Annotated in this window: 15 protein-coding genes; 8 read left to right on the top strand and 7 right to left on the bottom strand. The window is 70.0% G+C overall.

What is annotated here, in order from left to right; translation table 11 throughout:
- The first annotated feature begins 89 nt into the window (after positions 1-89).
- Both R3E98_17445 and R3E98_17450 read left to right on the top strand, forming a co-directional pair.
- On the top strand, positions 90-434 hold the full coding sequence (locus tag R3E98_17445; GenBank protein MEZ4425186.1) for a PadR family transcriptional regulator: 345 nt from the start codon (positions 90-92) through the stop codon (positions 432-434).
- The gene (locus R3E98_17450; GenBank protein MEZ4425187.1) at positions 431-2,740 is read left to right on the top strand and encodes an ABC transporter permease; all 2,310 of its coding nucleotides are present in this window, start codon (positions 431-433) and stop codon (positions 2,738-2,740) included. The genes R3E98_17445 and R3E98_17450 overlap by 4 nt, the downstream gene beginning before the upstream one ends.
- Before the next feature lie 130 nt (positions 2,741-2,870).
- Here R3E98_17450 and R3E98_17455 read toward each other — a convergent pair whose 3' ends face one another.
- From R3E98_17455 to R3E98_17475, 5 genes are all read right to left on the bottom strand, one after another.
- Positions 2,871-3,401, bottom strand: a complete 531-nt coding sequence (locus R3E98_17455; GenBank protein ID MEZ4425188.1) for a hypothetical protein — start codon at positions 3,399-3,401, stop codon at positions 2,871-2,873.
- A gap of 183 nt (positions 3,402-3,584) precedes the next feature.
- Entirely contained in the window at positions 3,585-4,664 is a 1,080-nt protein-coding gene (locus R3E98_17460) for a hypothetical protein (GenBank protein ID MEZ4425189.1), read from the bottom strand.
- A gap of 190 nt (positions 4,665-4,854) precedes the next feature.
- The gene (locus tag R3E98_17465; GenBank protein MEZ4425190.1) at positions 4,855-6,852 is read right to left on the bottom strand and encodes an ankyrin repeat domain-containing protein; all 1,998 of its coding nucleotides are present in this window, start codon (positions 6,850-6,852) and stop codon (positions 4,855-4,857) included.
- A gap of 2 nt (positions 6,853-6,854) precedes the next feature.
- Positions 6,855-8,267 (bottom strand): DUF1552 domain-containing protein, encoded by a 1,413-nt coding sequence (locus R3E98_17470; GenBank protein ID MEZ4425191.1) that lies wholly within the window; start codon positions 8,265-8,267, stop codon positions 6,855-6,857.
- A gap of 12 nt (positions 8,268-8,279) precedes the next feature.
- Positions 8,280-10,784: a DUF1592 domain-containing protein gene (locus R3E98_17475; protein MEZ4425192.1), complete on the bottom strand. Its 2,505-nt coding sequence runs from the start codon at positions 10,782-10,784 to the stop codon at positions 8,280-8,282.
- Positions 10,785-10,952: 168 nt separating this feature from the next.
- Here R3E98_17475 and R3E98_17480 point away from each other — a divergent pair, with 168 nt between their 5' ends.
- The 4 genes from R3E98_17480 (at position 10,953) to R3E98_17495 (ending at position 12,878) form a co-directional block, all read left to right on the top strand.
- Positions 10,953-11,330 (top strand): metalloregulator ArsR/SmtB family transcription factor, encoded by a 378-nt coding sequence (locus R3E98_17480; protein ID MEZ4425193.1) that lies wholly within the window; start codon positions 10,953-10,955, stop codon positions 11,328-11,330.
- Between the two features lie 14 nt (positions 11,331-11,344).
- Positions 11,345-11,875 carry an SRPBCC domain-containing protein gene (locus R3E98_17485; GenBank protein MEZ4425194.1) on the top strand — a complete coding sequence of 177 codons (531 nt, stop codon included), beginning with the start codon at positions 11,345-11,347 and terminating at the stop codon, positions 11,873-11,875.
- 27 nt (positions 11,876-11,902) lie between these two features.
- The gene (locus tag R3E98_17490; GenBank protein ID MEZ4425195.1) at positions 11,903-12,460 is read left to right on the top strand and encodes a DUF4287 domain-containing protein; all 558 of its coding nucleotides are present in this window, start codon (positions 11,903-11,905) and stop codon (positions 12,458-12,460) included.
- 109 nt (positions 12,461-12,569) lie between these two features.
- On the top strand, positions 12,570-12,878 hold the full coding sequence (locus tag R3E98_17495) for a hypothetical protein (GenBank protein ID MEZ4425196.1): 309 nt from the start codon (positions 12,570-12,572) through the stop codon (positions 12,876-12,878).
- A 117-nt stretch (positions 12,879-12,995) separates the two neighbouring features.
- Here the strand turns inward: R3E98_17495 and R3E98_17500 are convergent, their stop codons facing one another.
- Positions 12,996-13,424, bottom strand: a complete 429-nt coding sequence (locus R3E98_17500; GenBank protein ID MEZ4425197.1) for a peptidylprolyl isomerase — start codon at positions 13,422-13,424, stop codon at positions 12,996-12,998.
- Positions 13,425-13,502: 78 nt separating this feature from the next.
- Positions 13,503-13,853: a hypothetical protein gene (locus tag R3E98_17505; protein MEZ4425198.1), complete on the bottom strand. Its 351-nt coding sequence runs from the start codon at positions 13,851-13,853 to the stop codon at positions 13,503-13,505.
- 293 nt (positions 13,854-14,146) lie between these two features.
- Here R3E98_17505 and R3E98_17510 point away from each other — a divergent pair, with 293 nt between their 5' ends.
- Both R3E98_17510 and R3E98_17515 read left to right on the top strand, forming a co-directional pair.
- A complete protein-coding gene (locus R3E98_17510; protein MEZ4425199.1) occupies positions 14,147-15,487 on the top strand; it encodes a serine hydrolase domain-containing protein in 1,341 nt (446 codons plus the stop codon).
- A 51-nt stretch (positions 15,488-15,538) separates the two neighbouring features.
- Entirely contained in the window at positions 15,539-16,120 is a 582-nt protein-coding gene (locus R3E98_17515) for a nitroreductase (protein MEZ4425200.1), read from the top strand.
- Positions 16,121-16,169 lie beyond the last annotated feature (49 nt).

A 16,169-nucleotide genomic window follows, 5' to 3' on the forward strand; every position in this document is an offset into this window, starting at 1 on the left:
CGTGGGATCGGCGATCCGGGACGAGGTTGTTGACCTAAATAACTTAGGTCAATACTCTCGAGGGAGTTCCTGACGTCGAGGAGGCTCCAATGCCCCGTCCCGCCCTGTCGGTCCTTCCCGGAACCGTGACGTCCCTGGCGCTGAGCGCTCTCGAACAGGGTGGGCGCATGCACGGGTTCGAGGTGCTGTCCTGGCTGGAGACACAGACCGACGGCCAGCTCCTGGTCGAGGAGGGGGCACTCTATCCTGCGCTGCACCGGCTGGAGAAGCGCGGACTGATCCGGGGGGATTGGGGGATCTCCGAGAAGGGGCGCCGGGCCAAGTACTACACCCTCACGGCGGCCGGGCGGAAAGAGCTGGCGCGAGAGCGCGTGCAGTGGGCGCGCTACGCCGCCCTGATGGACAAGGTGATGGCTCCGGAGGCGGGATCATGACGCCGCCTCCTCAGCCTCCGGACCGCGACTTCGACGACGAGATCGCGCACCACATCCGGGAGCGCGCCGACGCGCTGATCCGGAGCGGCTGGGATCCGCCGGAGGCGGAAGCGGAAGCGCGCCGCCGATTCGGAGATCCGGCCGGGGTTCGCGCGGCGCTCGAGGCCATCCGCCGCGGACGCGGCGGTCCGCTTGGCGCCTGGGGTCGGGGCTTCCTGCGGGACCTGCGCCTCGCCGCTCGGTCCCTCGCGCGCGCGCCCACCTTCGCCGGGGCCGTGGTGCTCAGCCTGGCGCTCGGGATCGGGGCCGCGGCGTCCGCGTTCGCGGTGCTGGACGCGCTGTTGCTGCGCCCGCTCGCGTACCGCCACGCGGAGCGCTGGGTCTATTTGAATGCGACCACGCCGAGCGGCGCCGCCACACAGGGGCAACACGCTGCACAGGCGCGCTATTGGCTAACCGAGGGCAAAGACGTCTTCGACGGGCTGGTCGGGTGGGGTTCCGACCAGGTCGTCCGCCTGGATGGCCTGGAGCCGGAGGCGCTCTCGGTCGTCACCGTGACGCCGGGGACCGAGCGCGAGCTGGGCATCCCCGTGGTGGCGGGGCGCGGATTCACCGAGCAGGATGCGGTGCCCGGCGCGCCGGACGTGGTGCTGCTCACGGAGGCGTATTGGCGTCGCACGGGAGCCGACTCCTCGCTCATCGGTCGCACCATCCGGCTGGAGACGGGCCCGGCGGCGGTGGTCGGCGTGGTCGGGAGCGGGCTGCGGTTCCCGAGCTACGGGGACGAGCGGCAGATGTGGGCGGTCCTGCGCTCCGATCTTTCCTACCTCGATCGGTCCGCACGCGGAGTCCAGGCCCTGTGGGGCCTGCTTCCCGAAGGCGTCCCACTGGCGGTGCAGCAGTCGCGTCTGGACGCACGCACCGCGGCGTTGGAGGAGCAGCAGCCGCTTCCCAACCCCTGGGGCGTGCGACTCCGCCCCATCGATGCGTTGAATGCGGGGGCCGAAACGCGCCAGGCCCTGTGGGTCCTCTTCGGGACCACGCTCGCGCTTCTGGTCATGGGCCTGGTGAGTGCCGTCAACCTCGTTCTCGTACGTGCCACCACGCGCACCCGAGAGCTGGCTGTGCGTACGGCCCTGGGAGGGACGCGCGGCGCGCTGTTCCGGCTGCTCTTGGCGGAAGGACTCCTTCTGGGCCTGGCGTCCGGCGCGCTGGCTGTTCTGGTGGCGCGCGTGCGGCTCCTCGCGGTGGATCCAGGGTTCGAGACGGAGCGGATTGCCGAGGCTCGTCTGATGCTTTCGCCGACGCGCTACGAGACGGACGCCGCGCGCGCGGATCTCCTCCGTCGGCTGGAAGACGCGCTGGAGGCCCGGCCGGAGATCGGCGGCGTGACAGTCGTGTCATCCAGCGGCTTCGCGTTCGGGGACCCCTTGGAAGCGGAGGGACGGCGCGTCCGGGAAGACCAGCCCGAGCTCGTCCCATTTGCAGCCGTCCAGGAGGACTTCCTCAACGTACTGGGTATCGCGCCCGTGAGCGGCCGTGGATTCGTGACAGCGGATGCCGGCACGGACCACGCCGTCGTCGACGCTGACTTGGCCCGCTTCCTCTGGGGTCAGGGTGATCCCGTGGGGCGCCGGTTTCGCCTCGGTGCGGAAGGCGCGTGGTGGACGGTGGTCGGCGTCGTGCCGGAGCTGCGTCTCATGGGACGGGATCAGCGCTCCGGCCCGTATCAATACCTCCTGCCCGCGGATCCGGCGAAGACGGGCGGATATGCCGAGTTCCGCATGCGCACTGCGGGCGATCCCGCACGCCTGCCGCCCCTTTTCCGTGAGACGCTACGTGAGTTGGATCCGGAGCAGTGGATCTGGTCGGTGCGCACGGCGGAGGAGGCGTTGGCGGAGGAGGAGGGCATTCCTCGCTTCCTCGTGGCCATCATGACGACCCTCGCCAGTCTGGCGACACTCCTGGCAGCGCTGGGTGTGTACGGCGTCCTCGCCGTCGCTGTGGAGCGCAGACGTCGCGAGCTCGGCATCCGCATCGCGCTGGGCGCGGGGCTGCGGCGACTCCGGCGCTCGGTGCTCTTGGACGGCGTGAAGCTGGCGGGCCTGGGAGCGATGGTGGGTGGAGCGGTCGCGATGGCGGGTGCGGGCTACGTGGGCGCGTTGCTCTACGAGCTCGAGCCGCGCGACCCGCGGGCGCTCGCGACCGCCGCTGCCGTGATCCTGGCCGTGGCGGCGGTGGCCGCCTGGGTCCCGGCGGTTCGCGCCACCCGCGTCGATCCTGCGGAGGTGTTGCGGGCCGAATAGCCTCCACGCGGAGCCGGTCTCACAACCCCATCGGCCGCGCCGACGCCCCGCCGCGCCGGCCGCCCTGGGCAACGAGGCCCGGCGGGTCTCTCCCGCCGGGCCCGGATGCTCCCATCCGATCCTCGAGTTCCTACACCCGGCCGCCTCCGGTCACCGGGACCTGGTTCTCCACCGCGCGGGTGCCCGGCTCGTGGGCGCGTGCCAGGAACAGGCCCATGGCCGCGCCCGTCAGCGCGTTCGCCAGCAGAACCCACCCGAGCCCGATGCGACCTACCGCAGCGGGCGCGATCAGGAGCAGCCCGCCGCTTCCGACGACCTCGATCACGAGGGCGCAGAGGAAACCGGAGACGGACGCTTTGCGAGCGGCCCCGTCCAGTCGGTCCAACAGCAGGGCCAGACCGAACCCGAGCAGGCCGAACACCCCGAAGTGCAGGATGCTGTAGTAGGCGACCATGTCGAGCCGGACCGTCGAGACGCTTTGCGCGTCCATCCCGCCGACGATCACGCTCCCCAACAGCGAGGGCGTGAAGAGCGGGTCCCCGCGCAGGCTGTCGAGGGCGAGGAAGAACAGCGCGACGACCGAGCCGCCGATGGCCGCCGAGTAGAACGAGTCGTAGGCGAGATCCGCCGTCCGAGCCGGGCCCGAAGGTGTGGTGTTCATGCGCGTGCTCCCGTAGCAGGGGCTGGTGGCGTCCAGACCGGTACCGGGGAGCTCGATGTGGGGGACACGGCGGCCGGCGCCGGTCTACCCATGGATACGTAGCGCAGGGGAGCCCGTTCCCCCAGAACGACGAGGGCCGGCCCCGGGAGTGCGGAGACGGGCCCTGCGCGGGCGGCGCATCCCCTACCGCCGCAGCGTCGGTCCGCGCTGCTCGAGCGGCGGCGGCAGTGCCGCCAGATCCTGCTCCACGCTCGTGCTGCCCCGCTCCAGCTCGGGCCAGGCCTCGAGGTCGTCCGGCGCGAAGACCCCCACCACATGCGCCATGGCGCCCTGCACGAGCGTCGAGTCCAGCGGGCTCTCGTAGTGTCCCACGACGCGGTAGCGGTGGCCGGCCTCCAGGCGCACGGGATCGGGCCGGAGTCCGAGCCACTTCCGGAAGAGCCGCTGCTCCACCGAGTGGATGTGCCCACCCTCGTCGAGCTCGGCGTCGAGCGTGAAGAGTGGTTCGCCGGTCTCCGCGTCCTCGATCCGCACCCAACGGCCGTAGTCGTGCAGGTGCCCACTCGCCGCCAGCAACTCGCCGTCCACGGGGACCGTGAACTCCCACGCCCGGGTGGTGGGCCCCGGCGCGAGGTCGAAGGCGTTGCTCCCGCCGATCTCGTTGTTCGTGTCGAAGTACACGGGCAGCACGGCGCGCACGTTGGAGGCACGCGGCTCGGGAGCGATGTCCATCGTGACCTGGATGAACAGCCCGTCGAGGTCCTCCCCCGTGTCGTTGTGCCAGGATGCGTACAGCCCGAGCCGCTGCCCGCGCTCCATGGGGACGGCCAGCGACTCCGGCAGCTGGACGTCCTCGGTCTCGGTGCCGATGCCCATGAAGCGCTCGGGGACCGGATAGACCAGCTGCCGGCGATCGAAGTTCACACCGATCAGGTGGTGCAGGACGTCGCGCGGGACGGGATGGCCGTTCCGGTCCAGCAGGCGCACCTGGAAGCCCTGCAACCAGCCGTCGACGGGCCATTCCAGCGGCATGAGCGGGCTGGTGCTCCCGTGCGCCATGCCCGACGTCTCGTGGGCGTGTCCCATCTCCATCGCCGGAACGTCGAACGGCCCGAGCTCCACGACGATGCGCTCGGCGTCCGTGTCCATCCGGACGGCCGGTTCGATGGCGTCCGGCGCGAGTGGCTCGCTGGGGGTCGGCGGCAGTGCAGGGGTGGCGCAGGCCGTCAGCAGGACGGCGGCAAGGACGGTGGGGCGGTGCATGGGCTCTCCGCGCGTGAACCGGCGGGGGCCCGGGGTCGTGGTCAGGGATGGAGCGGGGGACCGGACTCCGGAGGGTGCTTCTGAGAGACACCGGCCGACAGGGGTCGGTTCCGGTCCCCGTGCGGAGAAACACGAAGGGCCCGGCGCCGAAGCGCCGGGCCCTCAGGTTGGAGCGGGACGCCCCCGCCGGTCAGCAGGACAGGCAGTTGTGGTTGTTCTTCGAGCCCAGCCGTTCGAGCAGCTCCACCGTCTCGGGGAACGGAGAGACGCGCTGGACGGGACCGTTGGCCATGTCGGCCGTGGTCTGGCCTTTCCGGCTGACGGCGGTGACGTCGCCCCCGTGATCGACCAGGTACTGGATCATCTCGTTGTCGCCGCGTGAGGCCGCGTTGTGCAGCGCCGTGTAGCCTCCGTGGTCGCGCAGGTTCACGTCGGCGCCGAGCTCTTCGACCAGGTAGCGTACCGCCGCCATCCATCCGTCGGGCACATGTCGATGCGCGTTCCCGGCGAAGCCCTCGCCGTAGCCGGCGCCGGACGCCGCGTTGATCGGATACACGCCCGGCCCGCCCGGCTCCACCGGCGGCAGCCCGGACGCGTCGGGCGCGTTGGCCTTCGCCGAATCCGCGCGCTCGGCATGTTCCAGCAGCTCGGTCCGGACGTCGGCCAGGCGCTCGGCCATCGCGTCCTCGGGATACAGGGCCTGCACCGAATCCGGGAGGTCGTCACGCACGCTGACCAACAGCTTCAGCTTGCCCTCGTCGTCGAGCTCGTCGAACTCGTTGGTGAGCTCGTTCCGATGCTGCCGGGCGAGGAACTCGTCCGGCGTGAGGCGCTCGCGCTGCGGTGGGGCCTTGGTGGGGATGTCCGGATCCGCGCCATGCTCGACGAGCAGGCGCATGGCCCGCACGTCCGTCGCGTACGCGGCCCGCCAGAACGCCGTGGCGCCGTCCGCGTCCACCAGCCCGCAGTTGCGGTTCCCGCACCCCGTGTACTCCATGTACCACGGGTGCCGGGTGAGCCGCGCGTCCGGATCCGCGCCCGCCTTCAGCAGGGCCTCCATCACGTCCAGATAGGTGGCGGACTGGAGGGCGAACTCCTGCGGCTGCGGGTACCGCGTGCGTGGCTGCCACTCCGCATTGATCGCGGCGAACAGGGGCGTGGCCCCGTTGAGCGTCGAGGCCAGGTTGGGGTCGGCCCCGCGCTCCAGGAGCAGCAGGGCGACGTCGAACTGACCATTGATCGCGGCCATGAGGAGCGCGGTCGTGCCGTCCCCCGCGCCTTGCGCGTCGATGTCCGCCCCGCCCTCCAGGAGCGCCTCGACAGCCTCGAGATGGCCCTGCCGGGCGGCGTGCAGGAGCGGCGTCATGCCGCCCTTGCTGTCGATACGTTGCGGGAAGCCGAAGTCGTTCTCGCGCTCCTTCTCCGCGTCCTCCGCCCCCGGGACCTCCCCCGTGCGCTGCACCTCACGCTCCGCCAGGATGGCGGCGCGCAGTTGAGCGGGCGTGGGGGGGCGCTCGGCATCCTCACCCTGCAGCGCTTTGAGGATCTCTCCCTTGCGCTCGGCCGCGGCCTTGTTGACCTCGTACGTCTTGACCACATCCAGCACGCGGCTGGTCGCGTTGGGGTCGGCGCCCGCGGCGATCAGCGTGCGGATGGCGGCCGCCCGGTTGCGGGCCGCGGCGAAGATCAGCGGCGTCTGCTCCCACTCCGCCTCGCGGGCGTTGGGATCGGCGCCCGCGTCGAGCAGCGCCTGCAGCAGAGCGGGATCCCCCGCGCCGGCCGCGAGATGCAATGGCGTGGCCCCGCCGGGCTGTGTACGGACCTCCAGGGGGGCGCCGCCGCGCAGGAGCGCTTCGACCACCGTCGTGTGCCCGCGCGCCGACGCGATGTGTAGCGGCGTGTACTGCCCGATCCGGGTCACCGGTGCGGCTGCGGCGCCGGCTCCCAGCAGAACGTCCGCCAGCTCCGCGTCGCCGCGGTCGGCTGCCCAGTGGAGCGCGGTCATGCCGTCTCCCTGGGCCGTGTTCACGTCTGCACCGCGGGCGATCAGGTCCAGCACCGCCGCGCGGTCCCCGCGCATCGCGGCGTCGGCCACCGGGGCCTCCGGCGGGCCCGCCGCCAGCAATGCGAGCCCCAGGACCAGGATGGCGGGGACGCGCCGTCCCCGCGGGCCTGTGCGTCTGACCATGCTCAGGTCTCCGCCGTTTCCGCCGGGGACGCCAACGAGAAGGTGCCGGTGCTGTCCCCGAAGGTCTCCATGTCGTCCATGCCGAGCTCGTGCATCAGCGCGAGCATCGCGTTGGCCATGGGCGTTCCGTCCGGCGCCTTCAAGTGCAGGTTGCCCTCGAGCCGGCCGTTGGCCTTGCCGAGCAGCATCAACGGGCAGCGCCGGTGGTTGTGGACGTTGGCGTCCGCCATTGGCGATCCCCAGATGACCGCCGTCTTGTCCAGCAGCGGGACCCCTTCCTCCGTGGTGTTCTTGAGCTTCTCCAGGAAGTACGGGACCTGACCCACGCGGTACTGGCAGATTTTGTTGAACTCCAGGATCGCCTCCTCCTTGTTCCCGTGGTGGGAGGCGGGATGGAACGGCTTGTCGGAGCCGCTCTCCGGGAAGACGCGGTTGTCGGAGTCGCGACCCGTCTTGAACGAGATCACGCGCGTCATGTCGGTCTCGAGCGCGAGCACCTGCAGGTCGAACATGAGCCTCATGTGCTCGGTGAAGGAGTCGGGCACGCCGGCGGGGGCCTCAGGCATGTCCCGCGCCTCACCGCTGGTGTTGTGTGCCTCCGTCATCTCGATCCGGCGCTCGATCTCGCGGACGTTCGTCAGGTACTGGTCCATCCGTCGACGATCCTCCGCGCCCAGCTCGCGCTGCACCTGGGCCACCTGGCCGGCGATCCAGTCGAGGATGCTCTTGCGGTCCCGGCGCCGGAGCGCGCGGTCCTCGGCCGAGCCGCCGGCTCCGAACAGCATGTCGAACGCGACGCGCGGATCGCGGATCATGGGGAGTGGCTCGGTGGGCGACGCCCAGCTGATGGAGTCCGTGTAGGCGCAGGAGTAGTTGTACGTGCAGCCGCCGGCCTGATCGAGGTTCTCGATGCAGAACTGCATGGACGGCAGCGGCGTGTCCTGCCCGAAGCGATGCGCGTACATCTGGTCCAGCGAGGTGCCGGCGTAGATGTCCGACCCCTGCGTCTGCTTCGGGTGCGACTGCGTCAGGAACACGGCGCTGGAGCGGAAGTGGTCTCCGCCGATCTCGGGCGGCGAGAACGCCTCCGCCATCCGCACGTCCGTGTTGCTCACGATGGTCAGGTAGTCCTGGAAGGGGCGCAGGGGCGCCAGGGCGCTCTCGTCCAGGATCTCGAAGTCCCTGCCGGTGGTGGCGGGTGCGTAGAGGAAGCGCGAAGCGCCGAAGTCGTTGCAGCCCGCCAGCCCGTGCACCTCCTCGATGCAAACGAGGCGGGTGGGCGCCGCGGCGGCGCGATTCCAGGCCCGCAGCCGGCCGGCCGGGCTCATGGCGTCCAGGAAAGGCAGCGCGACCGAAGCCCCTACACCCCGGATGAACGTGCGCCGGTGCATATGCTTCCCGGTGATGAAGTGCATGTCCGCCTCTCCTCAGTCCTGTGGGTTGTGCGCGTTGCTTTCCGTGCCATCCATCTCCGTGGCGACCGGAGCCGCCGTCTTCATCCGGAACGCATCGCTGGTGACGACGCCGAGGATGAAGGATCGGATTTGGAAGTCATCCGCTTCGGCCTGCCGCACGATCTCGCGGATGCGCGGTTGGTCGAAGTACTCCACCCGACGGGCCAGGGCGTAGGCCATCAGGTTCTCCGTGAAGCTCCGGGCCAGGGGCAGCGGTCGCTTCAGCAGGGCGTCCGCCAGCTCGCGGGCCGTCGACACGGGCGTGCCGTCGTAGAAGTCGCCGCGGGTGTCGAGCGGCATGCCGTTCTCCCGCAGGCGCGCCTTGCCCGTGACGTCGAAGTTGTCGAGCGCCAGCCCGATCGGGTCCATCATGCGGTGACACGAGTTGCACGTCGGGTTGGCCCGGTGGAGCTCCATGCGCTCACGCGTGGTGAGCATGCGCCCTTCCTGCGTCCCCTCCGTCTCCTCGAGCGTAGGCACGTTCGGCGGCGGGGGTGGCGGCGGCGCGCCCAGCAGGACCTCCATCACCCATTTGCCGCGCAACACGGGCGAGGTCCGGTTGGCGAGGGAGGTGAGGACCAGGACGCTTCCGTGACCCAACACGCCGCGGCGCATGTTGCCAGGATAGGTCACGCGCTGGAAGTCGGAGCCCGAGACGCCCGCGAACCCGTAGTGCTGCGCCAACCGTTCGTTGACGAACGTGTAGTCCGCGGTGAACAGGTCGTAGAAGCTACGATCGTCGCGGACGAGGTGGTTGAAGAACGTGACGGTCTCCTCGCGCATGAGGTCCGCGAGGTTCTCGTCGAAGTTCGGGTAGAAGTTCGGGTCGGGGTGGACCTTGGAGAGGTCCTGGAGACGGAGCCACTGGGCCGCGAAGCGTGTGCCGAGCGCGTCGGCCCGCGGATCCTCCAGCATCCGGCGGGCCTGCTGCTCCAGCTCCTTCGGATCCGACAGGCGTCCCGCGGCGGCAGCGGCTTCGAGCTCCGCGTCCGGGGGCGCGCCCCACAGGAAGAACGAAAGCCGCGAGGCCAGGTCCCAGTCGCTCAGGCGGTAGACCGCGCCCGCTTCGACGTTCTCGGGCTGCCGCTCCAGGCGCAGCACGAAGAAGGGGCTGGACAGGACCGCCTCGAGAGCGGTGCGGACGCCCATCTCGAAGCCGCCCAGCTCCGCGCCCCGCGCATAGAAGCCCATCAGCCCGTCCACGTCCTCGTCCGTGGCGGGTCGGCGGAACGCGTTGGTGGCGAGACGCTGCACGATCTGCCGGGCGCAGGCCTCCTCGGGCAGGGTCGGCGTCGGACGACAGGAGAAGATCCGTTGACGCGTCTGGGACTCGGAGAGGCCGGTCCGCGCCAGGGGTCCCACCACCCCCACGCTCTTGATGTGCGGGAGCGTGGTGATGCCCGGACCGCCGGAGCCGCCGCCCGCCATGGACCAGTCGTGCGGCCGGATCAGATCCTCGTACGGGCCCTCGAAGCGCCGCACGAACGCGGCCGAGACACGATGTTGACCGGTGCGCACGAGCACGGGCTCGGTCCGCACGGGCGGGGCGCCGCGTCCGTCGGCCGCCGTCACGTCCTGCGAGAACGGGACGAGCGCCACGCGCTCCCCGTCCACCGAGACGTCGACGTCCTCGAAGCGGGCGTTGTCGCCGGACGCGAACGTGATCTCGAACTGGTACTCCCCGTCCACCGGGAAGACGTGCTCGGCGACCAGACCGCCGCGCGTCCCGTAGGGTGCCCCCTCGACGTGGTCCCACGGGTGCTGCGACAGGTATTCGGAGTTCTTGTAGACGATCGTGGCGGACGGAGCGCCCGGATCGCCCAGGGCCATCCGGCTGATCTCGGACGCGGCGTTCAGATACGACTCGAGCAGCGTGGGCGAGAGCTGCTGTGCGTCCGCGATGTTGTCGAAGTTGCTGCTCATCTGGTCGAGGGGCAGCCAGTTCGACGCGTCCACCTCGAGGCCGAGCAGATCGTCGATGGCCTGCTCGTATTCGGGCCGGTTGAGGCGCTGGAAGGAGCGACGCCCCGGATTCGGCTGGGCCGCGGCCACGCGGTCCATGGTGCTCTCCAGGGTCTCGACCAGGACCTGCATGGTGTCGCCGGCGGGACGATCCGTGCCCGGCGGCGGCATCATGCCCGCGCGCAGCTTGCGGATCATGCGCTCGGCGGTCTCCGCCTGTTCGGTCGGAGCGCCCAGGTCGAAGCCCTCGAGCGACAGGTTGCCGGACATCCTGCGCTCGCTGTGGCAGCGCACGCAGGTGCCGCGAACGACCTCGTTGACGTCGAGTTCGGGCGCCGTTCGCGGACCGCTGGCGTGGAGCTGCGAATAGCGGGCGGCGGAACCCGGGTGGATGCCCGCCTCGTGCGCTGCGGTCTGCGCGGCCAGGGGGGTCGGGAGGGCACTCTCCAGCACGCCGGAACCGCCCACGGCGGACAGCAGGAAAAGCGCAACGAACGGGGTGGTGGATCTCTTCATGTGGGGCCGTCTCCCCGGGGGTTGCTCAGTCCTTCAGCGTAGGGCGGATCCTGTTGTCCCGCAAGCAAAAGCGGGGCCGGGGCGGGCGAGCGGCCAGGCGCCTTCGGCGGACCTCCGGCGGCACGCCGGCCCCCTTGCCGGGGCCGTAATGTGAGGATATCATCACATATGACCGATTCGGCCCGACCCCAACGCGGGATCTCCCCGCGGGCAGCCGAGCTGGAGGCCGTCTGGAAGGCCCTGGCCAACCCCGTGCGCCGGACGCTCCTGGACGTCCTCGGCGACGGTCCGCGGACCACCGGCGAGCTGGCCGAGCGCTTCCCCGACCTCTCCCGGTTCGCGGTGATGCAACACCTGAAGGTGCTGGAAGACGCGGAGCTGGTCGTCCCCCGCCGCCGGGGGCGCGAGCGCTACAACTATCTGAATCCCGTCCCGATCCAGCAGATCTACGATCGCTGGGTGTCGCGCTACATGCAGCCCTGGACGGAGGCGCTGGTCGGCCTCCGGCACGACCTGGAGAGCCGTCCCCCCGACGAAGGCGCCTGACCGCGCGGAGTCCCATGACCGACGCACCCACGTTCCCCGACCACGTCCTGTCCATCCACATCGCGGTGCCCGTCCAGAAGGTCTGGGACGAGATCACCAAGACGGGGAAGATCCAGAGGGCGCTCTACAACACCGTGCTGGAGGGCAGCCTGGAGCCCGGAAGCCGGCTGCGCTTCTACAGCCCCGACAAGCAGCGGGTCTTCGTGGTGGGCGAGGTCGTGGAGGTGGAGCCACCCCGGCGCTTCGCCCACACCTACTGGTTCACCATGTGGCGGGGGGGCGGACCCACCCTGGTCACCTGGGAGCTGGAGGAGGAGGCCGGAGGGTGCCGGGTCACGGTGACCCACTCCGGGTGGGCCGCCGAGCACGAGGCTCGCGACAAGACCGGAGCCGGCTGGAGGGAGATCCTGGCGCTGCTCAAGTCCGAGCTGGAGACGGGAAGCATCCCCCTCAAGACGCGCATCCTCTACCGCGTCATGGGCTGGTTCTCGTTCGCGCTGCCCGCCAAGACGACGCGGGCCCACGCCGACCAGCAGGGCTGGTAGGCGCCCCCCATCCAGGAGACCTGAACGATGGCGACGCCCGAAGAACAGGCTGCGACGATGATCGCAAACCTTCCGGAGAAGACCGGAAAGAGCCTGCAACAATGGATGGCCCTGCTCCCCCGAACCGGCCTGGAGAAGCACGGCGAGCTGGTGGGCTGGCTCAAGAAGGAACATGGCGTCGGGCACGGCTTCGCCAACCTGATCGTGCACGAGTACCGGAAGGGAAACACGGCAGGCGACGCCGAGCCCGACCTGGTGGAAGCCCAGTATCAGGGCAAAGAGGCTCTGCGACCGATCTACGACCGGATCGCCGAGGTGGTCCGGGGCTTGGGGCCCGACGTGGAGCTGGCCCCCAAGAAGACCTATGTGAGCCTGCGGCGCTCGAAGCAGTTCGGTCTGGTGCAGCCCTCCACCCGCAGCCGCGTGGATCTGGGTCTCAATCTGAAGGATCACCCCGCAGAGGGGCGCTTGGAGGCTTCGGGCTCCTTCAATGCCATGGTCTCCCACCGTGTGCGTCTCGAGTCCGCATCCGACGTCGACGCCGACGTGGAGCGATGGCTTCGCGCAGCGTACGAGCAATCATGAGGGCTCGTCCGAACGTTCAGTCCTCAGCGGTGTAGGACATGATGCGCCGATCCGGGTCGGTCGACGACCGAGCGGATCCCGTCCTACATCAGAAGAGAGGATGAACGGTTTGGGTAAACATCGAGACGGTACGATCGAACTCGCACGAAACGAGCTCTTCAGCCACATCCAGCGGTGCGGCGTGCTCGGCGCGTCGGAATCCGATCAGACGGAGTGGCTGGACGATACGATGGGATATATCGGAGATCGCTATCCGGACCTGAGCAAGCTCGAGCTTGCGCACCTGGAGAGCATGGGTCGCCGCTATCTGCGGCCCGCGATCCCCCACGGTCGCGGACTCGACGCCCGCAATCGCGACGAATGGACGGAAGACGACAGCGCCTCCGAGCAGGAGGAGCTGGCGGGCGCGGCTGCCTGACGGCATCGATCCCACATCCGTACGTTCACGGGCCCCCGGCGACTCGCGTCGCCGGGGGCCCGTTCGCGTCCTCGAACCTTCGGACCCGCGCGCATGCTCCGCGCGGGTCGGGCCGCCTCAGCCGATGCGGACCAGCTCGATGTCGAAGGTGAGATCCTCTCCCGCCAGCGGATGGTTGGCGTCGAGCACCACCGTCTGCTCCTGCAGCTCCGCGATGCGGACCGGGTAGACCTGCCCCTCCGTCGTGGAAACCTGAAGCGAGGCGCCCACCTCCGGCTCCAACCCATCGGGCAACTGCTCCCGCGGAACCGTCAGCATCATGTCCTCGTTCCGCGGACCGTAGGCGTTGAGCGCCTCGATCGTCGCCGTACGGGTCTCTCCCTCCTCCATCCCCTCGACGGCGCTCTCGAAGCCCGGGATGACCTGGCCGGCGCCGACCTGGAACTGGAGCGGGTCACGTTGCTGGGACGAGTCGAACACGGTGCCGTCCTGCAGACGACCCGTGTAGTGCACGTGCACGACGTCGCCCTTCTTCGCTTGCGCCATTCTGGATGTCCTGTGGGTTCGGGTGCCGTAACGGGGGCCGAGCCTCGTCAGACCCGCGAGCCGTGCGCGGGTTCGATCTCACTCCTGCGGCTGCGGGCTGGTCTCGTGCCAGAGGCGCTCGATCCGGTCGCGCAGATCGCGCAGCTCCGCGGACTTCTCGTCGTCGTCCCGGAGGTGATACTGCGCGGCGGCGATGGCACGGAACGCCCGCCAGAGCGCTTTTGTGGCCGGCGTGCGGCCGCGCGAGGAGCGCTTGTGCCCCTGCACGCGTGCCACGACCCAGTCGGCCAACTCGCCGTCGAGGCGCACGAAGCCGGCGTCTTCCTTCAGCTTCTTCAGTCTGTTCTTGGTCTCGCGTTCGAACGCCTTGGTCGCCCCGGAGAGGACGTAGACGCTCAGATCGTTGCGGTCGATCCAGTCGGATGTCATCGGCGTCTTCGGGCCTGGGGTGGGAACCACGGCATCCAGCAGCGGCCGCGCAAACTCGCTAGATGCTTGGCGTTAATACACTTGAAGCGCAGGAACGGTCCCCCGTCGCAACGAACGCCACGTCGAGGCCGTCCGTGGGCGGGCCGCGTGCGCGCGCTGGTTCTGGTGTCTTGACGGCCCTATCGTTGGGCTCGACCTGCCAAACGTCCGTCCTTCCAGGGGGTTCCATGGGTGCCTTCGGCTCCCTTCTCCGCTGCGCGCGCCGCCTCGGTCCCGTTGTGGGGCTTTCGGCGGTGTCCGCCGCGCACGCGCACGGGCAGATCGCCGATCGCACCCGCCTCGTCGCGGCGTTGGACTCCGCTGCGCGCGCGCACGTGGCCCACCCGATGGTCGCGGGCGTCTCCGTGGCCGTGGTGCGCGGCGCGGACACGCTGCTGCTGGCGGGCTATGGCCAGGTGGACCTGGAGTGGTCGGTTCCCACGCCGACCGACGCCAGCGCCAGCTACGAGATCGGGTCGGTCACCAAGCAGTTCACGGCGGCGGCGATCCTGCAGCTGGTGGAGCAGGGCAAGCTCGACCTGGACGCCGATGTCTCGGAGGTGCTGCCCGAGTTCGACACGCATGGTCATCCGGTTCCGATCCGGCGCCTGCTCGACCACACGTCCGGCATCAAGGGCTACACGGAGATGCCGGTCTTCGCGGAGCTGGTGGTCAAGGATCTGCCACGCGACACGCTGGTGTCCCTGGTGGAGGCGGAGCCCTTCGAGTTCGAGCCCGGAACCGCCCAGATCTACAACAATTCCGCCTATTTCCTGCTCGGTCTCATCATCGAGAAGCAGTCGGGCCAGAGCTACGAGGAATACGTTGCGGAGCACCTGTTCGCGCCGGCCGGGATGGACGCGTCGTACTACTGCTCGGAGTCGGCCGTGCGCGCCCGGGCGGCCCACGGGTACGACGGCAGCCCCGACGGTCTCGTGCGCAAAGGGTATCTGGACCACACGTGGCCGTACGCCGCGGGCTCGCTCTGCTCCACCGCCGGTGATCTGGTACGCTGGAATCGGGCGCTGCACGGCGGCCGCATCCTGTCGGGAGCGTCGTACCAAGCCATGATCACGCCTCGTCCGTTGCGGGACGGCACGCCCATCACCTACGCGATGGGCCTGGGCGTCGGCGAACGCGCCGGCCAGCGCTATATCGCGCACGGCGGTGGCATCAACGGCTTCCTGAGCGAAGCGTTCTGGTTTCCCGCGCAGGAGATGGCGGTGGTGGTCCTGCAGAACTCCACGGGTCCGCAGCCGCCGGGTGCGTTGGCCAGCGCCTTCCTGGATCTGCTGGTGGGTGCGGATCCCGCACCGACCGCGGTGCCGTACCGCGGCGATCTCGACGCGCTGGTGGGAGAGTACGCCGGGCCCGCCCGCGGCACACACGCGCACATGGAGGTCACGCGCGACGGAGACCAGCTCGTCCTCCAGCCCGCCACGTCCTCCACGCCGCTCCGGCCCACCCACGTCGGAGACGGGGTGTGGCGCGATGGCGGCTCCCGTTTCTGGTTCGTCACTCCGGGCGGAACGGCCACCGAGCTCCGGATCGCCCAGGGTGCGGGCCACTACGTCCTGCGGCGCATCGGTCGGTAGGCCGCCGCCGTCTTCCCATCCAGCCCGTTCTGACCGTCCAGGAGGACTCGCATGTCGTCCAGCTCCACCGCGCCCGACGCGGTCTCCGCCATCCACGCGCGCCGCTCCATCAAGCGCTTCACCGACCAGCCCGTCTCCCGGGAGCAGATCGAGCATCTGCTGGAGGCCGCCGTGCAGGCGCCCAACCACCGCATGACGGAGCCGTGGCGCTTCTACGTGCTGGGACCGCAGGCGCGTCGAGCGTTCGGGGAGGTGCTGGGGGGCCGCAAGGCCCGCAAGGTGGAGGACCCCGAGGCCGCGCGCCTGGTGCGGGAGAAGGTGGCCCACGAGCACGAAGCGCTGCCGGCCATGCTGGCGGTGGCCATGGTGCTCGACGACAACCCGGAGATCCGCGAGGAGGACTACGCGTCGACGATGATGGCCATCCAGAACCTCACCGTGGTGGCGGCGACCGTGGGACTGGGGACGCACATCAAGTCCGGCGCGGTGATGGACGATCCAGGGGCGCGCGCGGCCATCGGGGTGCCCGAGGGCCAGCGCGTCGTGGCCACGATCCCGCTCGGGGTTCCGGCGGAGATCCCCTCGCCCAAACAGCGCAGCGCCGCGACGTCCTTCACCACCTGGAGGGACTGAGTCCGGCGCACGGGCCGGAGGGGTGACCAATTCGCCGACGGAGTGTCGC

The sequence above is a fragment of the Gemmatimonadota bacterium genome, assembly GCA_041390125.1.
Taxonomy (GTDB): domain Bacteria; phylum Gemmatimonadota; class Gemmatimonadetes; order Longimicrobiales; family Gaopeijiaceae; genus JAGQIF01.

Excerpts from the sequence above, each read along its gene's own strand:
- R3E98_17490 (MEZ4425195.1), top strand. The coding sequence starts at position 11,903 with ATGGCGACGCCCGAAGAACAGGCTGCGACGATGATCGCAAACCTTCCG.
- R3E98_17445 (MEZ4425186.1), top strand. The coding sequence starts at position 90 with ATGCCCCGTCCCGCCCTGTCGGTCCTTCCCGGAACCGTGACGTCCCTG.
- R3E98_17460 (MEZ4425189.1), bottom strand. The coding sequence starts at position 4,664 with ATGCACCGCCCCACCGTCCTTGCCGCCGTCCTGCTGACGGCCTGCGCC.
- R3E98_17450 (MEZ4425187.1), top strand. The coding sequence starts at position 431 with ATGACGCCGCCTCCTCAGCCTCCGGACCGCGACTTCGACGACGAGATC.
- R3E98_17455 (MEZ4425188.1), bottom strand. The coding sequence starts at position 3,401 with ATGAACACCACACCTTCGGGCCCGGCTCGGACGGCGGATCTCGCCTAC.
- R3E98_17470 (MEZ4425191.1), bottom strand. The coding sequence starts at position 8,267 with ATGCACTTCATCACCGGGAAGCATATGCACCGGCGCACGTTCATCCGG.
- R3E98_17465 (MEZ4425190.1), bottom strand. The coding sequence starts at position 6,852 with ATGGTCAGACGCACAGGCCCGCGGGGACGGCGCGTCCCCGCCATCCTG.
- R3E98_17480 (MEZ4425193.1), top strand. The coding sequence starts at position 10,953 with ATGACCGATTCGGCCCGACCCCAACGCGGGATCTCCCCGCGGGCAGCC.
- R3E98_17500 (MEZ4425197.1), bottom strand. The coding sequence starts at position 13,424 with ATGGCGCAAGCGAAGAAGGGCGACGTCGTGCACGTGCACTACACGGGT.
- R3E98_17475 (MEZ4425192.1), bottom strand. The coding sequence starts at position 10,784 with ATGAAGAGATCCACCACCCCGTTCGTTGCGCTTTTCCTGCTGTCCGCC.
- R3E98_17505 (MEZ4425198.1), bottom strand. The coding sequence starts at position 13,853 with ATGACATCCGACTGGATCGACCGCAACGATCTGAGCGTCTACGTCCTC.
- R3E98_17485 (MEZ4425194.1), top strand. The coding sequence starts at position 11,345 with ATGACCGACGCACCCACGTTCCCCGACCACGTCCTGTCCATCCACATC.
- R3E98_17515 (MEZ4425200.1), top strand. The coding sequence starts at position 15,539 with ATGTCGTCCAGCTCCACCGCGCCCGACGCGGTCTCCGCCATCCACGCG.